The sequence below is a fragment of the Thermus igniterrae ATCC 700962 genome, assembly GCF_000376265.1.
Taxonomy (GTDB): Bacteria; Deinococcota; Deinococci; order Deinococcales; family Thermaceae; genus Thermus; species Thermus igniterrae.
In genome coordinates, this window is sequence record NZ_AQWU01000059.1 from 25,524 (window position 1) to 45,412 (window position 19,889).

Annotated in this window: 16 protein-coding genes; 5 read left to right on the forward strand and 11 right to left on the reverse strand. The window is 69.9% G+C overall.

Annotation, left to right across the window (positions count from 1 at the left end; all coding sequences use genetic code 11):
• Positions 1-7: 7 nt before the first annotated feature.
• The 4 genes from B128_RS0105385 to purD are packed head-to-tail and all read left to right on the forward strand — an operon-like array spanning position 8 to position 3,864.
• Positions 8-802 (forward strand): fumarylacetoacetate hydrolase family protein, encoded by a 795-nt coding sequence (locus tag B128_RS0105385; protein ID WP_018111255.1) that lies wholly within the window; start codon positions 8-10, stop codon positions 800-802.
• A complete protein-coding gene (locus B128_RS0105390) occupies positions 796-1,698 on the forward strand; it encodes an MBL fold metallo-hydrolase (protein WP_018111256.1) in 903 nt (300 codons plus the stop codon). The genes B128_RS0105385 and B128_RS0105390 overlap by 7 nt, the downstream gene beginning before the upstream one ends.
• 4 nt (positions 1,699-1,702) lie before the next feature.
• The gene (purN, locus tag B128_RS0105395) at positions 1,703-2,620 is read left to right on the forward strand and encodes a phosphoribosylglycinamide formyltransferase (RefSeq protein ID WP_425425103.1); all 918 of its coding nucleotides are present in this window, start codon (positions 1,703-1,705) and stop codon (positions 2,618-2,620) included.
• The gene (gene purD / locus B128_RS0105400; RefSeq protein ID WP_026175048.1) at positions 2,617-3,864 is read left to right on the forward strand and encodes a phosphoribosylamine--glycine ligase; all 1,248 of its coding nucleotides are present in this window, start codon (positions 2,617-2,619) and stop codon (positions 3,862-3,864) included. Before purN ends, purD begins: the two co-directional genes overlap by 4 nt.
• Here purD and B128_RS0105405 read toward each other — a convergent pair.
• From B128_RS0105405 to B128_RS0105455, 10 genes are all read right to left on the reverse strand, one after another.
• Positions 3,854-5,743, reverse strand: a complete 1,890-nt coding sequence (locus tag B128_RS0105405; RefSeq protein WP_018111259.1) for a 3'-5' exonuclease — start codon at positions 5,741-5,743, stop codon at positions 3,854-3,856. The genes purD and B128_RS0105405 overlap by 11 nt on opposite strands.
• Positions 5,740-6,099 carry a response regulator transcription factor gene (locus tag B128_RS0105410; protein WP_018111260.1) on the reverse strand — a complete coding sequence of 120 codons (360 nt, stop codon included), beginning with the start codon at positions 6,097-6,099 and terminating at the stop codon, positions 5,740-5,742. The genes B128_RS0105405 and B128_RS0105410 overlap by 4 nt, the downstream gene beginning before the upstream one ends.
• The gene (locus B128_RS0105415) at positions 6,074-8,572 is read right to left on the reverse strand and encodes an ATP-binding protein (RefSeq protein ID WP_018111261.1); all 2,499 of its coding nucleotides are present in this window, start codon (positions 8,570-8,572) and stop codon (positions 6,074-6,076) included. The genes B128_RS0105410 and B128_RS0105415 overlap by 26 nt, the downstream gene beginning before the upstream one ends.
• Positions 8,569-8,745 (reverse strand): hypothetical protein, encoded by a 177-nt coding sequence (locus B128_RS12945; protein WP_018111262.1) that lies wholly within the window; start codon positions 8,743-8,745, stop codon positions 8,569-8,571. Before B128_RS12945 ends, B128_RS0105415 begins: the two co-directional genes overlap by 4 nt.
• Complete coding sequence (locus B128_RS0105425) at positions 8,742-10,490, reverse strand: DUF294 nucleotidyltransferase-like domain-containing protein (protein WP_018111263.1); 1,749 nt, start codon at positions 10,488-10,490, stop codon at positions 8,742-8,744. The genes B128_RS12945 and B128_RS0105425 overlap by 4 nt, the downstream gene beginning before the upstream one ends.
• Complete coding sequence (locus B128_RS0105430) at positions 10,444-10,815, reverse strand: hypothetical protein (protein WP_018111264.1); 372 nt, start codon at positions 10,813-10,815, stop codon at positions 10,444-10,446. Before B128_RS0105430 ends, B128_RS0105425 begins: the two co-directional genes overlap by 47 nt.
• Positions 10,816-10,862: 47 nt before the next feature.
• Positions 10,863-12,533 (reverse strand): sodium:solute symporter family protein, encoded by a 1,671-nt coding sequence (locus B128_RS0105435; RefSeq protein ID WP_018111265.1) that lies wholly within the window; start codon positions 12,531-12,533, stop codon positions 10,863-10,865.
• An 11-nt stretch (positions 12,534-12,544) separates the two neighbouring features.
• A complete protein-coding gene (locus tag B128_RS0105440) occupies positions 12,545-12,796 on the reverse strand; it encodes a DUF4212 domain-containing protein (protein WP_018111266.1) in 252 nt (83 codons plus the stop codon).
• A gap of 214 nt (positions 12,797-13,010) precedes the next feature.
• Positions 13,011-14,894, reverse strand: coding sequence for an acetate--CoA ligase (gene acs, locus B128_RS0105450; protein WP_018111268.1), 1,884 nt, complete (start codon positions 14,892-14,894; stop codon positions 13,011-13,013).
• Positions 14,872-17,403: an AMP-binding protein gene (locus tag B128_RS0105455; protein WP_018111269.1), complete on the reverse strand. Its 2,532-nt coding sequence runs from the start codon at positions 17,401-17,403 to the stop codon at positions 14,872-14,874. The genes acs (B128_RS0105450) and B128_RS0105455 overlap by 23 nt, the downstream gene beginning before the upstream one ends.
• 128 nt (positions 17,404-17,531) lie before the next feature.
• Here B128_RS0105455 and acs (B128_RS0105460) point away from each other — a divergent pair, with 128 nt between their 5' ends.
• Positions 17,532-19,478, forward strand: a complete 1,947-nt coding sequence (gene acs, locus B128_RS0105460) for an acetate--CoA ligase (RefSeq protein WP_018111270.1) — start codon at positions 17,532-17,534, stop codon at positions 19,476-19,478.
• A 24-nt stretch (positions 19,479-19,502) separates the two neighbouring features.
• On the opposite strand, the gene B128_RS0105465 is transcribed toward acs (B128_RS0105460), so the two are convergent.
• Positions 19,503-19,889, reverse strand: coding sequence for a nuclear transport factor 2 family protein (locus B128_RS0105465; RefSeq protein ID WP_018111271.1), 387 nt, complete (start codon positions 19,887-19,889; stop codon positions 19,503-19,505).

The following is a 19,889-nucleotide window of genomic DNA, read 5'->3' on the forward strand; positions in this document are numbered from 1 at the left end:
TTAGGGCATGAAGATCCTGCGCTTCAACGAGGGCCGCTGGGGCATCCTGGAGGGGGAGACCGTGCTGGAGACCGACGGCCCCGGGGGCAACCCCACGGGCCGCCGCTACGACCTGGCCTCGGTGCGGCTTCTGGTGCCCGCCACCCCCAGCAAGATCGTCTGCGTGGGGCGAAACTACCGGGAGCACATCCGGGAGATGGGCCACGACTTCGGGGAGGACCTCCCCAAGGAGCCGGGGCTTTTCCTGAAGGGCCCCAACACCCTGGCCCATCCCGGCAACCCCCGGGACCCCTGGAACACCGGGGATGCCGTGCCCTACCCCGCCTTCACCCAGGAGCTCCACTACGAGGGGGAGCTGGCCGTGGTCATCGGGGACCGCATGCGCCACGTTCCCCCAGAGAAGGCCCTGGACCACGTGCTGGGGTACACCATCGCCGTGGACATCACCGCCCGGGATGTGCAGAAAAAGGACCTGCAGTGGGTGAGGGCCAAGAGCGCGGACAAGTTCCTCCCCCTGGGACCCTGGATTGAGACCGACCTGGATCCCCAGAACACCTGGGTCCGCACCTATGTGAACGAGACGCTCCGCCAGGAGGGGCACACCTCGCAGATGATCTTCAGCGTGGCCGAGATCCTGGCCTACATCTCGGGCTTCATGACCCTCGAGCCCCTGGACGTGGTCCTCACGGGCACCCCCGAGGGGGTGGGGGCCCTAAACCCCGGGGACCGCATTGAGGTGGCCGTGGAGGGGGTGGGCACCCTGCACACCCGCATCGGCCCCAAGGAGGAAGGGCGGTGGTAAAGGTCCTGGACCTTCACTTCCAGGGGGCAGAGCGGGTCATCGCCAGCTTCCTCCTCAAGACCCCTCAGGGCCCCGTCCTCATAGAGACCGGCCCCGAGAGCACCTACCCCCAGCTGGTGGCCGCCCTAAGGGCTGAGGGGGTGGAGCCCGAGGCCGTGCGCCACGTCTTCGTGACCCACATCCACCTGGACCACGCGGGGGCCGCCTGGCGGTTGGCCGAGCTGGGCGCCACGGTCTACGTCCACCCCAGGGGAGCACCCCACCTGGTGGACCCCTCCAAGCTCCTGGCCTCGGCGGAGCGCATCTACGGCCACCTCCTCAAGCCCCTCTGGGGCGAGCTTAGGGGCATCCCCCCAGAGCGGGTGCGGGTGCTGGAGGATGGGGAACGGGTGGACCTGGGGGAGGTGCAGGTTCAGGCCCTGGAGACCCTGGGGCACGCCAGCCACCACCATGCCTACCTGGTGGAGGGCCTCCTCTTCGCCGGGGACATCGCCGGGGTGCGCATCGCCCCGGGGCCTGTCCTGCCCCCCACCCCACCCCCCGACATCCACCTGGAGAGCTGGTACGCCTCCCTGGACCGCCTCCTGGCCCTCAGGCCCGAGGCCCTCTACCTCACCCACTTCGGCCCCTACGGGGACGTGGAGGCCCACCTCCTGGCCCTGCGCCAGGTCCTGGAGGATTGGGCGGGCTGGACCCTGGGCCGGCTCAGGGAGGGCCTGGACCTGGAGGCCATGACCCCCCGTTTTGAGGCCTACTGGCGGGAGGGCCTGAGGCGGGCCGGGGTGGAGGAGGCGGGGATGCGCCTTTACGAGCTGGCGGACCCCCCCTACATGAACCTCCAGGGCCTGGTGCGTTACTGGCAGAAGCACCACCCCGAGCGGCTCCGGGAAGGGTAGGCCTATGGAGGGTGTGCCTTCAGAAGGGGGCCTGACCCCCTTTCCCCTGGGCCGCCCGGCCCGCATGGCTGTGTTGGCCTCGGGTCGGGGGACGAACCTCGAGGCCCTCCTCCAGGCCTTCCCCCCCGGAAACCCCTGGGGCGAGGTGGTCCTGGTCCTCTCCGACAACCCCGAGGCCTACGCCCTGGAGCGGGCCCGGAGCCGGGGGGTAGAGGCGGTGGCCCTTCCCTGGCGGGGGCGGCGGGCCTTTGAGGCCGAGGCCCTAGCCCTCCTGGCCCAAAAGGGGGTGGACCTGGTCCTCCTGGCGGGCTTCATGCGCCTCCTCTCCCCAGGCTTTGTGGAACCCTGGTACGGCCGCCTCCTCAACATCCACCCTTCCCTCCTCCCCGACTACCCCGGCCTCCACGTGCACCAAAGGGTCCTGGCGGCTGGGGAGCGGGAGACGGGCTCCACGGTGCACTTCGTGGACCAGGGCATGGACACCGGCCCCATCCTCCTCCAGGGGCGGGTGCCGGTCCTCCCCGGGGACACCCCCAAGACCCTGGAAAGCCGGGTGCTCTTCCTGGAGCACCGCCTCTACCCCAAGGCGGTGCGCCTCCTCCTCCTCGGCCTGGCCTTTCCCCCGCCCAAGGGGCTTGGCGGGCTCCTGGGGGAGGAGGCGGCTCGCCGCTTTGAGGCCCTTTCCCCCCGGGAGCGGCCCCTGTACCTGCGGGCCTGGGCCCTTCTGCGCGCCTGGGGCCAGGAGGCCTTGGCAGGGCTGGCCTTCCTGGGCCAGGGGGGGGTCTGGGGGCAGGGGGCTTTTCTCACCGCCCACCTCCTGGCCCAGGACCACCCTGCCCTCCGGGCCGAGCTCGCCACCCTGCCCGAGGCGGTGCGCACCCGGGCCGAGGCGGTGCTCAAGCGGGTAGAATCCCCCCTATGAGGGTGCTGGTGGTGGGTTCTGGGGGGCGGGAGCACGCCCTGGTGTGGAAGGCGGCGCAAAGCCCCCTGGTGGATAGGCTCTACGCCGCCCCTGGCAACGCGGGGATGGCGGCCTTGGCGGAACTCGTCCCCTGGAACGGGGACGTGGAGGCCCTGGCGGATTGGGCCCTCGAGGCGGGCATAGACCTCACCCTGGTGGGCCCCGAGGCCCCTTTGGTGGAGGGTATCGCCGACGCCTTTCAGGAGCGGGGCCTCCTCCTCTTCGGCCCCACCCAGAAGGCGGCCATGATTGAGGGTTCCAAGGCCTTCGCCAAGGGCCTCATGGAGAGGTACGGTATCCCCACCGCCCGCTACCGGGTCTTCCAGGACCCCCTCGAGGCCCTGGAGTACCTGGAGGAGGTGGGGGTACCCATCGTCATCAAGGACTCGGGGCTGGCGGCGGGCAAGGGGGTCACGGTGGCCTTTGACCTCCACACCGCCAAGCAGGCAGTGCTGAACCTGCTCTCCGGCCCCGAGGGGGGGGAGGTGGTGGTGGAGGAGTACCTGGAGGGGGAGGAGGCCACGGTCCTGGCCCTCACCGATGGGGAGACCATCCTGCCCCTCCTTCCCTCCCAGGACCACAAGCGCCTCCTGGACGGAGACCAGGGGCCCATGACCGGGGGGATGGGGGCGGTGGCCCCCTACCCCATGGACGGGGCCACCTTAAGGCGAGTGGAGGAGGAGATCCTCAAGCCCCTCATCGTCGGCCTGCGGGCCGAGGGGGTGGTCTACCGGGGGGTGGTCTACGCCGGGCTGATGCTCACCCGGGAAGGGCCCAAGGTGCTGGAGTTCAACGCCCGCTTCGGCGACCCCGAGGCCCAGGCCCTTTTGCCCCTCCTGGAGAGCGACCTGGTGGAGCTGGCCCTGCGGGTGGCTGAGGGGAGATTGGCGGGGGTAGAGCTTTCCTGGAAGCCGGGGGCCGCGGCCTGCGTGGTCCTGGCCGCCCCGGGCTATCCGGAAAGCCCCCGGAAGGGGATTCCCCTCCGGGTGCCTGAGCCCCCGGAAGGGGTGCTGGTCTTCCACGCGGGCACAAGGCGGGAGGGTAGGGTCTTGGTGAGCGCCGGGGGGCGGGTGCTGAACGTGGTGGGGTTGGGACAGGACCTCAGGGAGGCCCTGGAGCGGGCCTATGCCTTCCTCCCCCAGGTGGGTTTCCCCGGGGCCCTTTACCGCCGGGACATCGGCAGGCGGGCCCTGGCTAGTACTTGAGCCGGGCCAGGGGAAGCCGGGCGCAGGCCGCAAGGACCTCCCCCAGGGTGCGGTAGCCCCGTTCCCGCAAGAGGGGGAGCATGCGGGCGAAGACCTCGGCGGTCATCAGGGCGTCCCCCAGGGCGGTGTGGCGGCCCAGGACCGGTACCCCGAAGCGTTCCGCCAGGGTCTCCAGGCGGTGGTCCTTCAGGTCGGGGAAGAGGAGGTGGGCCAGGAGGAGGGTGTCCACCAGGGGGGGCTGGTCCACCCCCGCCCGCCGCAGGAAGGCCATGTCAAAGGCCCCGTTGTGGGCCAGGAGCACCGTGTCCTCCAGGAAGGCCCGGAAGGCGGGCAGGACCTCCTCCAGGCGGGGTTTTCCCTTCAGCATCTCCCAGGTGAGGCCGTGCACCTGGGTGGAGGCCTCGGGGATGGGGCGGCCCGGGTCCACCAGGGCCTCAAAAACCTCCTGGTGGAGCACCCGCCGGCCCAGGAGGTGGACCCCTCCCAGGGCGATGATGGCGTCCTTTTCCGGGTCCAGGCCGGTGGTCTCCAGGTCAAAGGCGGTGTAGAGGAGGCCCTCCAGAGGGGCTTCCTCCAGGGCCTCGGGCACCTGGAGGAGGGAGAGATCAAAGACCTCGGCCCGGGGCGGGGGGCCTTCCTGGACGGGCAGGCTGGGGGCTTCCCGGGCGGGCAGGAGGAGGTGGAGGTGGTGCCCCTCCCGCCAGAGGCTTCCCCCGGCCCGCTCCACGGCCTCCTGCAGGGAGGGGTGGGGCGCGGGGGCGGGGTGGGGGAAGGCCAGGGTGAGGCGGAGGAGGCCGCCGGTGCGCCCGCCCTGGAGGAAGACCTCCTCCTCCTCCCGCAGGGTGGCGGCCAGGCCCCGGGCCAGGGCGTAGGTGTCCGCCCGCACCAGTAGCTCCCGGGCCTCCTCGGAGAGGGCCATCCCCGGGGAGAGGCCGGCCTCCCGCTCCAGGGCCTGGGCCAGGAGGGTAAGGAGGTCCCCCGCCAGCACCTCCGCCGCCTTGGGCGGGGGGGTGAGGCCCAGGACGAGGGCGGAAAGCTCCTCCGCCGTGGCCCGGGCTACCCGCAGGAGGGGCTTTAGGGAGGGGGAGGCCTCCCCCTCCAAGGCCTCCACCAGGGCCTTCAGCCCTGCCAGCTTGTCCTTCAGGCGGTGAAGGGTGGCCTCGTCCATGCCCCCCTCCTCCTTGGCCGCCTCCAGGAGGACCAGGAACCCCCCCTCGTCCGGCAGGGGCACCACCTGCAAGGAGAGCAGGCCTCCCCGACCCTGGACCAGGAAGCGCTCCTCGGGGAGGGCCAGGGCGTGGACCAAAAGCCCCCGCTCCAGGAGGCCAAAGAGGCTTTTCCCCGCCCCTAGGCCTTCCCCCAGGAGCTGGCGGGCGGGGGCATTGTAGAGGAGGACCTGGCCCCTGGCGTTGGCCAGCACCACCCCCTGGGGCAGGTGGCCGATGAGGGCCGCAAGGGTTTCCCGCTCCCTCTCCAGAAGGGCCTTGGCCTCGGCCACCCGGGCCGCCACCTGCTCTTCCAGGGCCTCTTTCTCCGCCGCCAGGCGGTTGATGAGCCCCGCCAGGGCCTGGAGCTCAAAGGGGCCCCGCAGGGGCAGGCGGTGGGCGGGGTTGGCCAGGAGCACCTCCGCTTCCTGCCCCAGGGCCCGGGTGGCTGCCAGGTACCCCAGGAAGAGGGGGTGGAGGAGGGCGGCCAGCACCAGGGCGAAAAGCCCCCCCACGAAGAGGAGGAGGGCGAGCTTTTCCCGGGCCACCCGGGTGAGTTCCCGGGCCAGGGCCTCTTCCCCCTGGAGGAGGAGGAAAAGGCCCAGGCCCACCGTGCCCCCCACCAGGAGAAGCCCCAGGAGGAGGGCGCCAAGAAAGCGCAGGGCCTCCTTCATGCTTCCTCCAGGAGCCGCTCCACCTGGGCCAGGAGGTCTTGGATGCCGAAGGGCTTGGCCATGAAGGCCTCGGCCCCCAGGGCCTCCGCCTTGGCCCGGTCCGCCTCCCGGCCCCGGGCGGTGAGGACCAGCACCTTGGGCCGTCTGGGAAGGGGCTGTAGCCTCTCCAGGACGGCGAAGCCGTCCAGGCCGGGGAGCATCAGGTCCAGGACCAAAAGGTCAAAGGCCCCCCGGCCCAAGGCCTCCAGGGCCTCCTCCCCCGTCCGGGCCAGGGCCACCTCGTGGCCCGCCTTCTTAAGGAGGAACTCCAGGGGCACCAGGATGCTTTCCTCATCGTCCACCACCAGGATCCGCACACTCCACCTCCAAGGGCAGGGTGAAGGCGAAAGAGGCGCCTTCCCCCTCGGTTCCCTCCAGCCAGATCCGCCCCCCCAGGCCCTCCAGGAGCCGCCGGGCCAGAAAGAGGCCTAAGCCGGTTCCCCCGGAAAAGCTCTGGAAGGGCTCAAAGACCAGGGGCCTGGCCGCCTGGGGCACCCCGGGCCCGTCGTCCGCCACCCGGAAGAGGACCTCTCCCCCCTGGCGCATAAGCTCCAGGCGCACCCGGCTTCGGGCATGGCGTAGGGCGTTGTGGAGGAGGTTGAGGAGCACCTGGAGCACCCGGTCCCGATCGGTGAGGGTCTGGACCTCCTCCAGATGGGCCTCCATTTTAATCCCCTTTTCCCGGGCCAGGGGTTCGGCCAGGGCCAGGGCCTCCTCCGCCAGGGCCTTAAGGTCCGTGGGGGTGCGATTGGGGGAGGGGTTGGCCTGGAGCCGGGTGTAGGCCAGGACCTCCTCCACCAGGCGGGAAAGCCGCCCCGCCTCCTTGGCCAAGAGGGCGGTGAAGCGTTGCCGCTCCGCCTCGGGCAGGTGGGGGTGGGCCTCGAGGATCTCCGCCAGGGCCCGTACCGAGGTAAGGGGAGTCTTGAGCTCGTGGGAGACCGCGGCCAAAAGCTCGTCCTTGGCCTGGTCCAGGGCCTTGAGGCGCTCGTAGGCCTCGGCCAGCTCCTGCCGGGCCTCCTCCAGGGCCTTGGCGTAGGCCCTAACCTCCCGGGACTCCCGGGCGGCCTCCTCCAGGAGGGCCTCGAGGGGCGCCTCCCGGGTGGCGGGGAGGAGGAGGAGCCGGGCGGTGGCGGGCCCTACCGATCCCGCCAGAAGGGCCTCGGCCAGGGCCGCCGCCTGGGAGCCCGAAAGGCCTTGGGCCTGCTTGCGGAAGGCCTCCTCGGCCTCCCCTCCCAGGACCCGCCGGAGGAGGGCGGCAAGTTCCTCCACCTCCCCCGTGCGCCCCTCCCGCACGGCTTCCTTCCGGGTGAAGAGGGAAACCCCCACGGTGAGGGCCAGGTTCACGAGGAGGCTTGCCAGGAAGCCGTGGGTGATGGGGTCCAACCCCTCAATACCCAAAAGCCCCTCGGGGTGGAGAAGGGGATGGGGACCCCGGAGGAAGACCTCGGGGAGCCAGCCCGAGCGGGCGAGAGCAGGGAGGAAGAGGGTGTAGGCCCAAAGGGCCATTCCCCCCAGGAGCCCGGCCAAGGCCCCCTGCCCGGTGGTCCCCCGCCAGTAAAGTCCAAGGAGGCCGGCTGGGGCCAGCTGGGCCACGGCCACGAAGGAGATGAGCCCCATGCCCACCAGGGCGTAGGCCTCCCCCGCCAGGCGGAAGTAGAGGTAGGCCAGGAGCAGGACCAGGAGGATGGCCATCCGCCGCCACAGAAGGAGGCTTCCCAGGGCCCGGAAGCGCAGAAGGAGGGGGGAGAGGAGGTGGTTGGAGACCAGGATGGAAAGGGCCAGGCTCTCCACCACCACCATGGCCGTGGCCGCGGAGACCCCGCCCAGGAAAGCCAGGAGGGCCAGGGCGGGCTGGCCTGCTTCCAGGGGGAGGGCCAGGACGTAGAGGTCGGGGTTTTCCCCGGGGAGGTGGAGGCGGCCCAAGAGGGCCAGGGGCACCATGGGCAGGTTGATGAGGAGGAGGTAGAGGGGAAAGGCCCAGGCGGCTAGGCGCAGGTGGCCCGGCTCCACGTTCTCCACCACGCTCACGTGGAACTGCCGGGGGAGGAAGAGGAAGGCCAGGGCGGAGAGCCCCACCAGGCTGACCCAGGCCAGGTGGCCGGCAAGCCCCTCCGGGGGCAGGAGGAGGGGGAGGAGCTCGGGATGGGCCCCCACCTTGGGGAAGGGGTTTCCCAGGGCCAGCCAAACAAAGCCGCCCACCAGGAGGAGGGCGAGGAGCTTTACCAAGGACTCAAAGGCCACCGCCAGCACCAGGCCCTGGTGCCGCTCCGAGGGGTCCAGGCGGCGGGTGCCGAAGAGGATGGCGAAGAGGGCCAGGAGCAGGGCGGTGAGGAGGGCCACGTCCGCCAGGGGACTCTTCTGCCCGCTCAGGAAGAGGAAGGCCTGGGCGATGGCCTTAAGCTGCAGGGCTAGGTAGGGCAGAAGGCCCACCGCCAAAAAGGCCGCAATGAGGGGGCCCAGGGCGGGATGGCCGTAGCGCAGGAAGAGGAAGTCGGCCCAGGAGGTGAGGCGGTGGGCCCGGGCCAGCTCCAGGATCCGCCCGTGCAGGAAGGGCCAAAGCAGGAGGACCAGGGTGGGTCCCAGGTAGATGGGCAGGAAGGTGGCCCCCTCGGTGGCGGCCCGGCCCACGCTGCCGAAGAAGGTCCAAGCGGTGGCGTAGACCGCCAGGGAGAGGGCGTAGGCCTGGGGGCTTTGGGCCAGGGCCCGGGCCCGACCCTCCCCTAGAAGGGCCACCAGGAAGAGGAGGCCCAGGTAGAGGAGGAGGAGGGCTAGGAGGAAAAAGGGGCTCATGCCCTGCGGAAGAGGAGGTAGGCCAGGAGGATCACCAGCCCCCAGGCCCCGTAAAGGTAGAGGTACAAAGGGGGCAGGCCCAAAGGACCAACCGCCTCGCGGAAGAGGAGGCCCAAGGGCATGAGGAAAAGGAAAAGGGCCAGGAGAAAGAGGGCAAAGGCCTTCTCCCTCATCGCAGCTGGAAGCGGGCCGCGGTGCTCTCCTGCACCTCCAGGATGGCCCGGAACCCCTCAAGGGCCCGCCGGCGTTCCCCCGGGGAAAGGGCCGACCACAGGATGCGGTTGCTGATGCCCTTTCCTTCGCGGAAGGCCCTAAGCTGGTGGGCCAGGCGCAGGCCGAAGAAGAAGCGGTAGGCCTCCTCCAGCCGCTCGGCCCCCTCGGGGCTCAGGGTGCCCCCCTCTTTGGCCGCCCGTAGGCGCTCCACCGTTCCCTTGGCCAGGCTTCCCGCCATGAGGGCGTAGAGCCGGGCCAGGGAGACGATGGGGGCCAGGGCGGCCCGCTTCAGGTCCACGAACCCCTCCTCGGTGCGCACCCGGCCGAAGAGGCCCAGGGGAGGGCGGAACTCCAGGCTGGCCCGGGCCAGGTGGTAGCGGAAGACCCCTTGCCGGCTCCCCTCGAGGACCGCCTCCTCCAGAGGTTTTAGGGAAAGGGTCCCCGCCGCCGGACGCAGGTCAAAGAAGATCTGCGTCTCCAGGAGGGCCTGGGGCTCGGGGGCCTCCATCCAGCGGCGGAAGGTGGCCACCCACTCCCCCAGGGGAAGCCGCCAGCGGGTGGCCATGTACCCCCCCTTGCACTCGGGAATCCCCGCCCGTAAAAGCCCCCCCACCACCCGCTCCGCCAGAGCCTGGAAGTAGGCTTCGTGCCCGGGTTCGGCCAGGACCAGGGCGTTGTCCTGGTCGGTCAAAAGGGCCTGCTCCCGGCGCCCTTCCGAACCGAAGACCATGAAGCTGTAGGCCACGGGAGGGGGTCCCAGCGCTTCCTCCGCTTCCTTGGCCAGGCGGCGGATTAGGGCGTCGTTGAGGGAGGCCACCACCCGGCCGATCTCCAGCCCCCCCAGGCCCCGGGCGAAGAGGCCTTCCACCAGGTGGGCCACCTCGAGGCTGTACCGCTCCAGCTCCAGGCGCTCAATCCGCCGCAGGAGCAGGAGGGGGCTTTGCGCCTGGTGCAGGAGGAGGTCGGTGTGGGTCACCACGCCCACCACCCTTTCCCCTTCCGTGAGGGGCAGGTGGTGGATGCCCCGCTCCACCATGGCCGCCACCGCCTCGTAGAGGGGGGTTTCCGCCGGCAGGGCGAAGAGGGGGGCGGTCTGCACCTCCGCCACCCTTGTGGTGGGGGGACGGCCCTCGGCCAGCACCCGGTTGCGCAGGTCCCGGTCGGTGAGGATGCCCAGGGGTTCCCCAGCCACCAGGAGGCTGGAGATGCCCTCCTGCCGCATGATGCGGGCCGCCTCCGCCACCGTGGCCGAAGGGGGGATGAAGACGGGCTCCTTGCGCACAAGCCGCCCCACCGGGGCGAAAAGGGAGAGGTCGGGGGCCGCCTTCAGCCGCACCCGCTCGGCCAGCCCCTGGCCGAAGAAGCGGGCGGCCTCGGGGTGGGCGAGAAGCCGGTGGAAAGTGGCCTGGGGGAAGACCAAAAGCCGCACGGGTTCCTCGGCCTCCACGCTGAAGGCCGGGGACTCTCCCGAAAGGAGGGAGGGGAAGCCGAAGAACTCCCCGGCCTCCAAAACCCCCACCTTTTCCTCCCCGTCCAGAAGGGCCACCTTCCCTTCCAGCACCAGGTAGAGGGCCTCCGCCGGCCTCCCGCCCTGCTCCAGGAAGCGGGTGCCCGCGGGGTGGGCTTCCTCCTTGGCCTCCTGGAGGAGGGCTTCCCGCTCAGCCTCGGGAAGGGCGCTCAGGGGTGGGACCGTTCTTGGGTCCATAGTCCGGGGTAATCCAGGCCAGGAGGGGGATGAGGAAGTGCAGGGCCACCTGGCCTCCCAGGAGGAGGGTAAAGCCCATCCCCAGCACGAAGGCCGGAGGAAGGAGGACCAGGAGCCGCACCACCCGGCCTATCCCCACCGGGGGCAGGGGCCAGAGCCGGTGGTAGATGCGGCCCAGCCCCACCCCCACCAGGGCCCCCAGGGCCAGCTGGGCCAGGATGCCCGGGGTGGGAAAGGGGAAGCCCAGAAGGTAGTGCCCCCCCAGGTAAAAGGCGAAGAGGGCGGTCAGGCTGCCCAGGAAAAAGCGAAGGTAGCGTAGGTCCATGCCTCACTTTACCCAAACCGAAGGGCCCCCTTGCGGGGGCCCCTCGCCTAGTGCTCGGCGGCCGCTCCTGCCCCCTTGGGCACCCGGATCTCGTCCACCAGCTTCTGGATCTCCGCGGGGGGCGGGGGCGTGGCCCGGGAGACCAGGTAGGCCACCAGGAAGTTGAGGAGCATGCCCACGGTGCCGATGCCCTCAGGGGAGATGCCGAAGAGGAAGCGGGGCCAGCCCAGGTAGTTGGTGCCCACGATGTAGGTGGCGGTGAAGACCAGGCCCACCAGCATCCCCGCCACCGCCCCTTGCGTGTTCATCCGGCGGTCAAAGATGCCGAGCAGAATGGCGGGGAAGAAGGTGCTGGCGGCCAGGCCGAAGGCGAAGGCCACCAGCTGGGCGATGAAGGCCGGGGGGTTGATGCCGAAGGGGGCGGCCAGCACCGTGACCAGGAGGATCACCACCCGGGCGATGGTGAGCTTGGTGGCCTCGGAGGCCTGGGGGTTGATGATGCGGGTGTAGAGGTCGTGGCTGATGGCGCTGGCCATGACGATGAGGAGGCCTGCCGCCGTGGAAAGGGCCGCCGCCAGACCCCCAGCCGCCACCAGGCCCACCACGATGGGGGAGAGCTTGGCCACCTCCGGCGTGGAGAGCACGATGATGTCCCGGTCAATGGTGATCTCGTTGGTGTCCTTGGCCGCGGTGATCTGGTACTTCCCGTCCCCGTTTTTGTCCTCCAGCTTGAGGAGGCCGGTCTTGCTCCACTTCTGCACCCAGTCAATCCCCTGGACCTCCTCCACGGTCTTGTTGGCCAGGGTGTTCAGGAGGTTGTACTTGGAGAAAACGGCCACGGCAGGAGCGGTGGTGTAGAGGAGGGCGATGAAGAGCAGGGCCCAGCCGGCGCTCCAGCGGGCGTCGGAGGCCTTGGGCACCGTGTAGAAGCGGATGATCACGTGGGGCAGGCCCGCGGTGCCCACCATGAGGGTCAGGGTGATGAGGAAGACGTTGAGCAGGTTCAGGTTCTGGAAGGGGGCCACGTACTCCTTGAGGCCCAGCTCCACCTGGAGCTGGCTGAGGCGCACGGCGAAGTCGGAGAAGGTGAAGGCCAGCTGGGGGATGGGGTTGCCGGTGAGGAAGTTGGACAGGGCGATGCCGGTGATCAGGTAGGCGATGATGAGCACGGTGTACTGGGCCACCTGGGTCCAGGTGATGCCCTTCATCCCCCCGATCACCGCGATGAAGGCGGTGACGATCACCGCGGCCCAGACCCCCGTGGCCACGTCCACCCCCAGGTAGCGGGAGAGCACGATGCCCACGCCCCGGAGCTGGGGCACCGCGTAGGTGAAGGAGACGAAGATGGCGGCGATCACCGCCACCACCCGGGCCACGTTGGAGTAGTACCGGTCCCCCACGAACTCGGGCACCGTGTACTTGCCGTACTTCCGCAGGTAGGGGGCCAGAAGGAGGGCCAGGAGCACGTACCCCCCGGTCCAGCCCATGAGGTAGACCGCCCCGTCGTAGCCCAGGAAGGAGATGAGGCCCGCCATGGAGATGAAGCTGGCGGCAGACATCCAGTCGGCGGCGGTGGCGGCCCCGTTGGCTACCGGGGGTACCCCGCGCCCGGCCACGTAGAAGCCGGCGGTCTCCTGCACGCGGGCCCAGTAACCGATGCCCAGGTAGAGGGCGAAGGTGGCCAGCACGATGATCCAGGTCCAGACTTCAGCGCTCATGGGCGTTCCTCCTAGTCCTCAAAGCCGTACTTCCGGTCCAGGGCCGCCATGCGGCTGGCGTAGTAGAAGATGAGGATGACGAAGACGTAGATGCTCCCCTGCTGGGCGATCCAAAAGCCCAAGGGGGGCCCGCCGAAGACCCGGATAGCGTTCAGGGGCTCGGCCAGCAGGATGCCCAGCACATAAGAGGCCAAGGCCCAGATGATGAGGAGGTTTCGGATAAGACTTAGGTTTTCCTTCCAGTATGCCTCCAGCGCGCTCATAACTCCCTCCCCCGCTCGGGAAGCGCTACAGGCGCTTCCTGGCACAGGCTTCCCTCGCGGTTAGCGGCAATCTTAGGGAAGGATGAGGGGGGTGTCAAGAAACCTTGGCTTTTCAGCCATGCGCAAAAGGGGCGTTTTTGTATGCCCAATCTCCCCGGAAAGGGGGCAAAAAGGGGTGGGGCCCAAGGGCCCCACCCCTTAAGGTTGGGGAAACCTACTCCTCCAGGGTGGAGAGGTCTCCCGGGTCCTTGCCCAGTTCCCGGGCCTTCAGGAGGCGCCTGAGGATTTTCCCCGAGCGGGTCTTGGGCAGCTTGTCCAGGAAGACGATCTCGCTGGGGGTGGCGATGGGCCCCAGTTCCCGGCGCACGTGCTGGACCAGGCCCTCCTTCAGCTCTTCGGAAGGGGTTTGCCCTAGGCGCAGGACCACAAAGGCCTTGATGGCCTCCCCCTTCAGGGGGTCGGGCACCCCGATCACCGCGGCCTCGGCCACTGCCGGGTGGGAGACCAGGGCGCTTTCCACATCCGCGGTGCCGATGCGGTGCCCGGCCACGTTCAAGACGTCGTCCGCCCGGCCGAGGACGCTGAAGTAGCCCTCCTCGTCCTGGCTCGCCACGTCCCCGGCGGCGTAGACCCCGCCCGGGACCTCGCGCCAGTACTGGAGGTAGCGCTCGTGGTTGCCCCAGACGGTGCGCATCATGTGGGGGAAGGGGCGCCGGAGGACCAGAAGTCCGCCCTGCCCTGGGGGCACGGGCCTGCCCTCCTCGTCCACCACCCCCGCCTCCACCCCAGGCAGGGCCACCCCGGCGAAGCCGGGCTTGGCGGGGAGGACCAGGGGGGTGCCCAGGGTGGGCCCCCCGAGCTCCGTCTGCCACCAGTTGTCGGCCACGAAGCCCCGCCGGCCTCCCTCCGCCAGGTGCTCGTAGGCCCAGCGGAGGGCCTCGGGGTTCAAGGGCTCCCCGGCCACCCCCAGGAGGCGCAAGGAGGAGAGGTCGTATTTGGCCGGCCACTCCGGGCCGAAGCGCATGAACATGCGCACCGCGGTGGGGGCGGTGAACATGATGTTCACCCGGTAGCGTTCCACCACCTGCCAGAAGGCCCCGGGGTCGGGGTAGTCGGGGGCGCCTTCCCGCAGGACGCTGGTGAGGCCTTCCAGGAGGGGAGCGTAGACGATGTAGGAGTGGCCCACGATCCAGCCGATGTCACTGGTGGCCCAGAAGACGTCGTCGTCCTTGGCGTCAAAGAAGGTGCGCAGGTGGTAGGTGGTGCCCACCATGTAGCCCCCGTGCACGTGCACCACCCCCTTGGGCTTCCCCGTGGAGCCCGAGGTGTAGAGGATGAAGAGGGGGTGTTCCGCCTCCACCATCTCCGCCCGGGCCTCCGGGGGGGTTTGCCAGAGGAGCTCCTGGAAGTCGTGGTGTCCCTCGGGGAGCTCCGCCTTGTAGGCCCGCTGGAACCAGACCACCTGGAGGGGAAGGTCCTTGATGGCCTCCTCCACGATGGAGCGCAGGTCCACCCCCTTGCCCCGGCGGTAGCTGACGTCCCCGGCGATGACCACCTTGGCCCCGGCGTCCAGGATGCGTTCCCTTAAGGCAGAGACCCCAAGCCCGGCGTAGACCACGCTGTGGATGGCCCCCAGGTAGGCGGTGGCCAGCATGGCCATCACCCCCTCGAGGGTGAGGGGCATGTAGATCACCACCCGGTCTCCCTTGCCCACCCCCAGGCGCCGTAGCCCCGTGGCCAGGCGGCGCACCCGGTCCAGAAGCTCCCCGTAGGTGAGCTTTTCCTCCCGGCCCTCCTCCGAAAGGTAGAGGAGGGCCAGCTTGTTCCTGAGGCCCCGGGCCACCTGGCGGTCCAGGGCGTTGTAGGCGGCGTTGGTGGTGCCCCCTAAGAACCAGCGGTGCTCGGGGAGGTTCCACTCCAGGACCTTTTCAAAAGGCTTTTCCCAGTGAAAGCGCCTGGCCCAGGCGCCCCAGAACCCCTCGGGATCCTCGAGGCTCCTTTGGTATTCCCCCTGGAAATCCTGCAGATTGGCCTGCTGCCTGAGGTGCTCCGGGGCCCAAAGCCGTTCCTCTGCCCTAAGAAGCTTTTCCAGTGCCATACTCTTCCTCCAGACCCGAGGTGTCCCCGGGGTCCATGCCCAGGAGCTCCGCCTTGAGGAGCCGCCTGAGGATCTTGCCGCTACGGGTGCGGGGCAGGCGTTCGGCGAAGAGGATGCGGGGCGGGGGTACAGGGCCTAGGTGCCGGAGGAGGTGGGCCTTGAGCTTCTCCGCCAGGAGGGGCTTGAGGTCCTCGGGCACCTCCTTTTTGGGCACCACGAAGACCACCACCTCCTCCCCTTCCTCCCCCGGCACCCCGATGGCCGCGGCCTCCGCCACCTGGGGATGGGTGAGGGCCGCGGCCTCCACCTCGGCGGTGCCCAGGCGGGCCTCCCCCACCTTGATCACCTCCTCCGAGCGGCCCAGGATGCGGAAGTAGCCTTCCTCGTCCCAGGTGGCCAGGTCTCCGGTCCAGTAAAGCCCCCCGCGCCAGGGGTTCTCCCCGCCCAAGAGGTTCACCATCTGGGCGGGGCCCGCCTGCAGGAGGACCAGGTGGCCCTTGGCCCCGGGGGGGAGGACGTGCCCCTCGGCGTCCACCACCCGGGCCTCCACCCCGGGGAGGGGAACGCCCACGTAGCCGGGCTTGGCGGGGAGGGCCAGGGGGGTGGCCAGGGCGGGGGCCCCCAGCTCCGTCTGCCACCAGTTGTCCAGGGGCCAGGCCAGGTGGTCCCGGGTCCAGCGCCACACCTCGGGGGCCAGGGCCTCCCCCACGCTGCCCACCAGGCGCAAGGCGGTGGGCCGGGCCTCCCCGTGGCGGCGCAGGGCCCTCAAGACCGTGGGGGAGGTGAGGAGGATGTCCACCCCAAGCCGCTTTAGGCGCTCGTAGAAGGCGGCGGGGCTGGGGTGGTCGGGCCGGTCCTCTACCAGGAGGCTGGTGCCCCCCAGGAAGAGGGGGGCATAGAGGCCGAAGGAGTGCCCCACCACCCAGAAGAGGTCCGCGGTGGTGTGGAAGACCTCGCCCGGCTTCAGGTCAAAGAGGTAGCGCAAGGCCCAGGCCACCCCCACCATGTACCCCCCGTGGCCGTGGACCACCCCCTTGGGGATGCCCGTGGAGCCCGAGGTGTGGAGGAGGAAAAGGGGGTGCTGGGCGGGGACGGGCACCGCCTCCAGGGGGCTTCCCTCGGAGGCTCGTTCCAGGAACTCGGTGCTTCCCCGCACGTGCCACAGCACCGGCAGGTCCAGGTCCTTTAGGGCTGCCTCCACCACCGGCCTCAAGGGGACGAGTTGCCCCCGGCGGAAGTAGCCGTCGGCGGCGATGAGGAGCCGGGCCTGGCTTTGCAGGAGGCGCTCCCTAAGGGCCTCGGGCCCCAGGCCCACGGGCAGGGCCACGTGCACCGCTCCCAGGCGGGCGGTGGCCAGGAGGCTTAGGGCGGCCTCGAGCCCCGTGGGCAGGTAGAGGGCCACCCGGTCCCCCGGGCCCACCCCCAGCCCCTTCAGCACCCCGGCCAGGCGGGCGGAGAGGTCCTGGAGCTCGCGGTAGGTCCACTTCTCCAGGTGCCCCTCCCCGTCCAGGGTGAGGAGGGCCACCTGCTGGGCCCGTTCGGGGAGGTGCCGGTCCAGGGCGTTCAGGGCGGCGTTGGTGAGCCCGCCAACAAACCAGCGCTTGGTCTCCTTGTCCAGGACCTTTTCCCAAGGCCTCTCCCAGTGGAACTCCCGGGCGAAGCCGCCCCAGAAGGCCTCGGGGTCCTCGAGGCTCGCCCGGTGGAGGCCGGCAAACTCCCGCAGGTTGGCCCCTTCCCTCAAGGGAGGGGGGGGTTCCAACACCTCCACCCGGAAGCTGGGCTCGGGGGGTGGGGCCAGGGAGGGGGGCTCCGGGGGCTTCAGGTAGGCGGAGACCTGGGCCACCTCGGAAAGGGCCCGGGCCAGGCGGCTGAAGGCGAAGGGGAAGCGCCGGGCGGGCACCACCACCCCCAAAGCCCCCAGAAGCTGCCCCTCGGGGCCGAAGAGGGGGGCCGCTAGGCCGGAAAGCCCCTGGGCGTACTCCTCCATCTCCGCCGCCAACCCCGACTCCCGCACCCGGGCCAGCTCCTCCTCCAGGGCCAGGGGGTCGGTGAGGGTATAGGGGGTGCGGGGGCGCAAGGGGGGAAGGGGCAGGGCCCCGTGGGCCAGGAGGACCTTCCCCAGGGCCAGGGCGTGGGCTTCCTCCGGCAGGCTCTCCCCCAGGGGGTGGGGCTGGCCCTGCCGCCCCCGGGTCTTGAGCCGCACCCCTTCCGGGGTGAGGAGGGCCAGGTAGCAACGCTCCCGGGTCCTGAGGTAGAGCTCCTCCAGGGCCTCCTCCAGGGGCGTGGCCTGGAGGGGCACCGGCTTGGCGCTCCCCGCACGGTAGCCCCTTTCCGTCTTCACGGCAAACCCCTCCTCCACCAGGCTGTTCAGCAGGGCGTAGGCGGTGGAGAGGCTCTTGCCCAGGAGGCGGGCCACCTCCTTAACCTCCACCCCCTCGGGATGCTCGGCCAAGTAGGCCAGGATGCGCAGGGCCGCCTGCACGGTGGAGAGGCTTCTCTTCCTGGCCATTTGCGCCCATCTTGCGAAGGGGAGTCTTCCCCTGTCAAGAAAGGGGGGGTTTTGGCAAATGGTGAAAAACCCTAGCTTTCTTGACCCCTTGAGAGGGCCGTCCTATCCTCAAGGCCAAAGGAGGGAGTATGGACCGGATTGAGGGCGTTCTGAAGGAGGAGCGGGTCTTCTACCCCAGCGAGGCCTTCCGGCAGCAGGCCCACCTCAAGAGCGAGGAGGAGTACCAGCGCCTTTACGAGGAGAGCCTAAAAGACCCCGAGGGCTTCTGGGGACGGGTGGCCTCCGAGCTCCACTGGTTCCAGCCCTGGCAGAAGGTGCTGGAGGGGGACCTGCCCCACCCCAAGTGGTTCGTGGGGGGCAGGACCAACCTCTCCTACAACGCCCTGGACCGCCATGTCCAGACCTGGCGCAAGAACAAGGCGGCCCTCATCTGGGAAGGGGAGCCGGGGGAGGAGCGCGTCCTTACCTACCACGACCTCTGGCGGGAGGTGCAGAAGTTCGCCAACGTCCTAAAGCGTCTGGGGGTGAGGAAGGGCGACCGGGTCACCATCTACCTGCCCATGATCCCCGAGGCGGCCATCGCCATGCTGGCCTGCACCCGCATCGGGGCGGTGCACTCCGTGGTCTTCGGGGGCTTCTCCAGCGGGGCCCTGGCCGACCGCATCAAGGACGCCGAGGCCAAGGTGCTGATTACCGCCGACGGGGGCTACCGCCGCGGCCAGGTGGTGCCCCTGAAGCAGAACGCGGACGAGGCCCTGAAGGAGACCACCAGCGTGGAGCACGTGGTGGTGGTGCGCCGCACCGGGGAGGAGGTCCCCTGGACCCCGGGCCGGGACCACTGGTGGCACGAGCTCATGGAGGCGGCCTCCGACCGCTGTGAACCCGAACCCATGGAGGCGGAAGATCCCCTCTTCATCCTTTACACCTCCGGCTCCACGGGGAAGCCCAAGGGGGTCCTGCACACCACGGGCGGCTACATGACCTACGTCTACCTCACCACCAAGCTGGTCTTTGACCTCAAGGACGAGGACGTCTACTGGTGCACCGCCGACGTGGGCTGGATTACCGGCCACTCCTACGTGGTCTACGGCCCCCTCCTCAACGGGGCCACCACGGTGATGTACGAGGGGGCCCCCAACTGGCCCGAGCCCGACCGCTTCTGGCAAATCGTGGACAAGTACGGGGTCACCATCCTCTACACCGCTCCCACCGCCATCCGGGCCTTCATGAAGTGGGGGGAGGGCTGGCCCCTCAAGCACCGCCTGGACACCCTGCGCCTTTTGGGCTCCGTGGGCGAGCCCATCAACCCTGAGGCCTGGCTCTGGTACTACAACGTCATCGGCAAGGGCCGCTGCCCCATTGTGGACACCTGGTGGCAGACGGAGACCGGGGGCATCATGATCACCACCCTGCCCGGCGTCCACCCCATGAAGCCGGGGCATGCGGGCAAGCCCTTCTTCGGGGTGAAGCCGGAGATCCTGGACGCCGAGCACCGCCCCGTGGAGAACCCTGACGAGGGAGGGCACCTCTGCATCACCCGTCCCTGGCCCAGCATGCTCCGCACCGTCTGGGGCGACCCCGAGCGCTTCATCCAGCAGTACTTCAGCCAGCACCCCGGGGCCTACTTCACCGGGGACGGGGCCCGGCGGGACAAGGACGGCTACCACATGATCCTGGGCCGGGTGGACGACGTCTTGAACGTGGCCGGGCACCGGCTGGGCACCATGGAGATTGAGTCGGCCCTGGTGGCCCACCCGGCGGTGGCCGAGGCCGCGGTGGTGGGCCGCCCCGACCCCCTGAAGGGGGAGGCCATTGTGGCCTTCGTCACCCTGAAGGAGGGGCACACCCCCTCGGAGGCCCTGCGGGACGACCTCAAGGCCCACGTGGCCAAGGTGATCGGCCCCATCGCCCGGCCCGACGAGGTGCGCTTCACCGACGCCCTGCCCAAGACCCGTTCCGGCAAGATCATGCGCCGCCTCCTGCGGCAGATCGCCGCCGGGGAGAAGGAGATCAAGGGGGATACCTCCACCCTCGAGGACCGCTCGGTGGTGGAGCGCCTGAAGGAAGGGGCCTAGCCCCCCTTTGGGGGCCCGGCGGGGTCAGCCCGCCGGGCTCTTGTGCACGTGGACCACCTTCCAGCCCTCGGGGAAGCGCACGGCCACCCGGCTTTCGTTCACCGCCCGGTGCCTAAGCCCTTCCTCCGCCTCCACGGTGAGGAGGAGGGTGTAGCTGAAGATGGCCACGTCTCCGTAGCGTTGCAGGCGCCTTTCCAGGAGGTCCAGGCGGTAGGGCCTTCCCCCCGTGGCCCAGCGGCGCTCGGTCATGTAGAGGTGGAAGGGGAGGCCATCCAGGCGGTGGGGGGTGACGAACCACTCGTAGAGGGAGAGCTCCTCGTGGGTGGTGGCCCGGTAGCCCTCCGGGTCGCCGTCGTAGATGCTCTTTAGGTGCTTTTCCAGAAAATCCCAGAGCTCGGCCTCGCTCTCCAT

Coding starts and splice junctions, on each gene's coding strand:
- B128_RS0105430 (WP_018111264.1), bottom strand. CDS start 10,815: ATGGACCTACGCTACCTTCGCTTTTTCCTGGGCAGCCTGACCGCCCTC.
- acs (WP_018111268.1), bottom strand. CDS start 14,894: ATGGCACTGGAAAAGCTTCTTAGGGCAGAGGAACGGCTTTGGGCCCCG.
- B128_RS12945 (WP_018111262.1), bottom strand. CDS start 8,745: ATGAGGGAGAAGGCCTTTGCCCTCTTTCTCCTGGCCCTTTTCCTTTTC.
- B128_RS0105385 (WP_018111255.1), top strand. CDS start 8: ATGAAGATCCTGCGCTTCAACGAGGGCCGCTGGGGCATCCTGGAGGGG.
- B128_RS0105455 (WP_018111269.1), bottom strand. CDS start 17,403: ATGGCCAGGAAGAGAAGCCTCTCCACCGTGCAGGCGGCCCTGCGCATC.
- B128_RS0105440 (WP_018111266.1), bottom strand. CDS start 12,796: ATGAGCGCGCTGGAGGCATACTGGAAGGAAAACCTAAGTCTTATCCGA.
- B128_RS0105425 (WP_018111263.1), bottom strand. CDS start 10,490: ATGGACCCAAGAACGGTCCCACCCCTGAGCGCCCTTCCCGAGGCTGAG.
- B128_RS0105465 (WP_018111271.1), bottom strand. CDS start 19,889: ATGGAGAGCGAGGCCGAGCTCTGGGATTTTCTGGAAAAGCACCTAAAG.
- purD (WP_026175048.1), top strand. CDS start 2,617: ATGAGGGTGCTGGTGGTGGGTTCTGGGGGGCGGGAGCACGCCCTGGTG.
- B128_RS0105435 (WP_018111265.1), bottom strand. CDS start 12,533: ATGAGCGCTGAAGTCTGGACCTGGATCATCGTGCTGGCCACCTTCGCC.
- purN (WP_425425103.1), top strand. CDS start 1,703: ATGGAGGGTGTGCCTTCAGAAGGGGGCCTGACCCCCTTTCCCCTGGGC.
- B128_RS0105415 (WP_018111261.1), bottom strand. CDS start 8,572: ATGAGCCCCTTTTTCCTCCTAGCCCTCCTCCTCCTCTACCTGGGCCTC.
- B128_RS0105405 (WP_018111259.1), bottom strand. CDS start 5,743: ATGAAGGAGGCCCTGCGCTTTCTTGGCGCCCTCCTCCTGGGGCTTCTC.
- acs (WP_018111270.1), top strand. CDS start 17,532: ATGGACCGGATTGAGGGCGTTCTGAAGGAGGAGCGGGTCTTCTACCCC.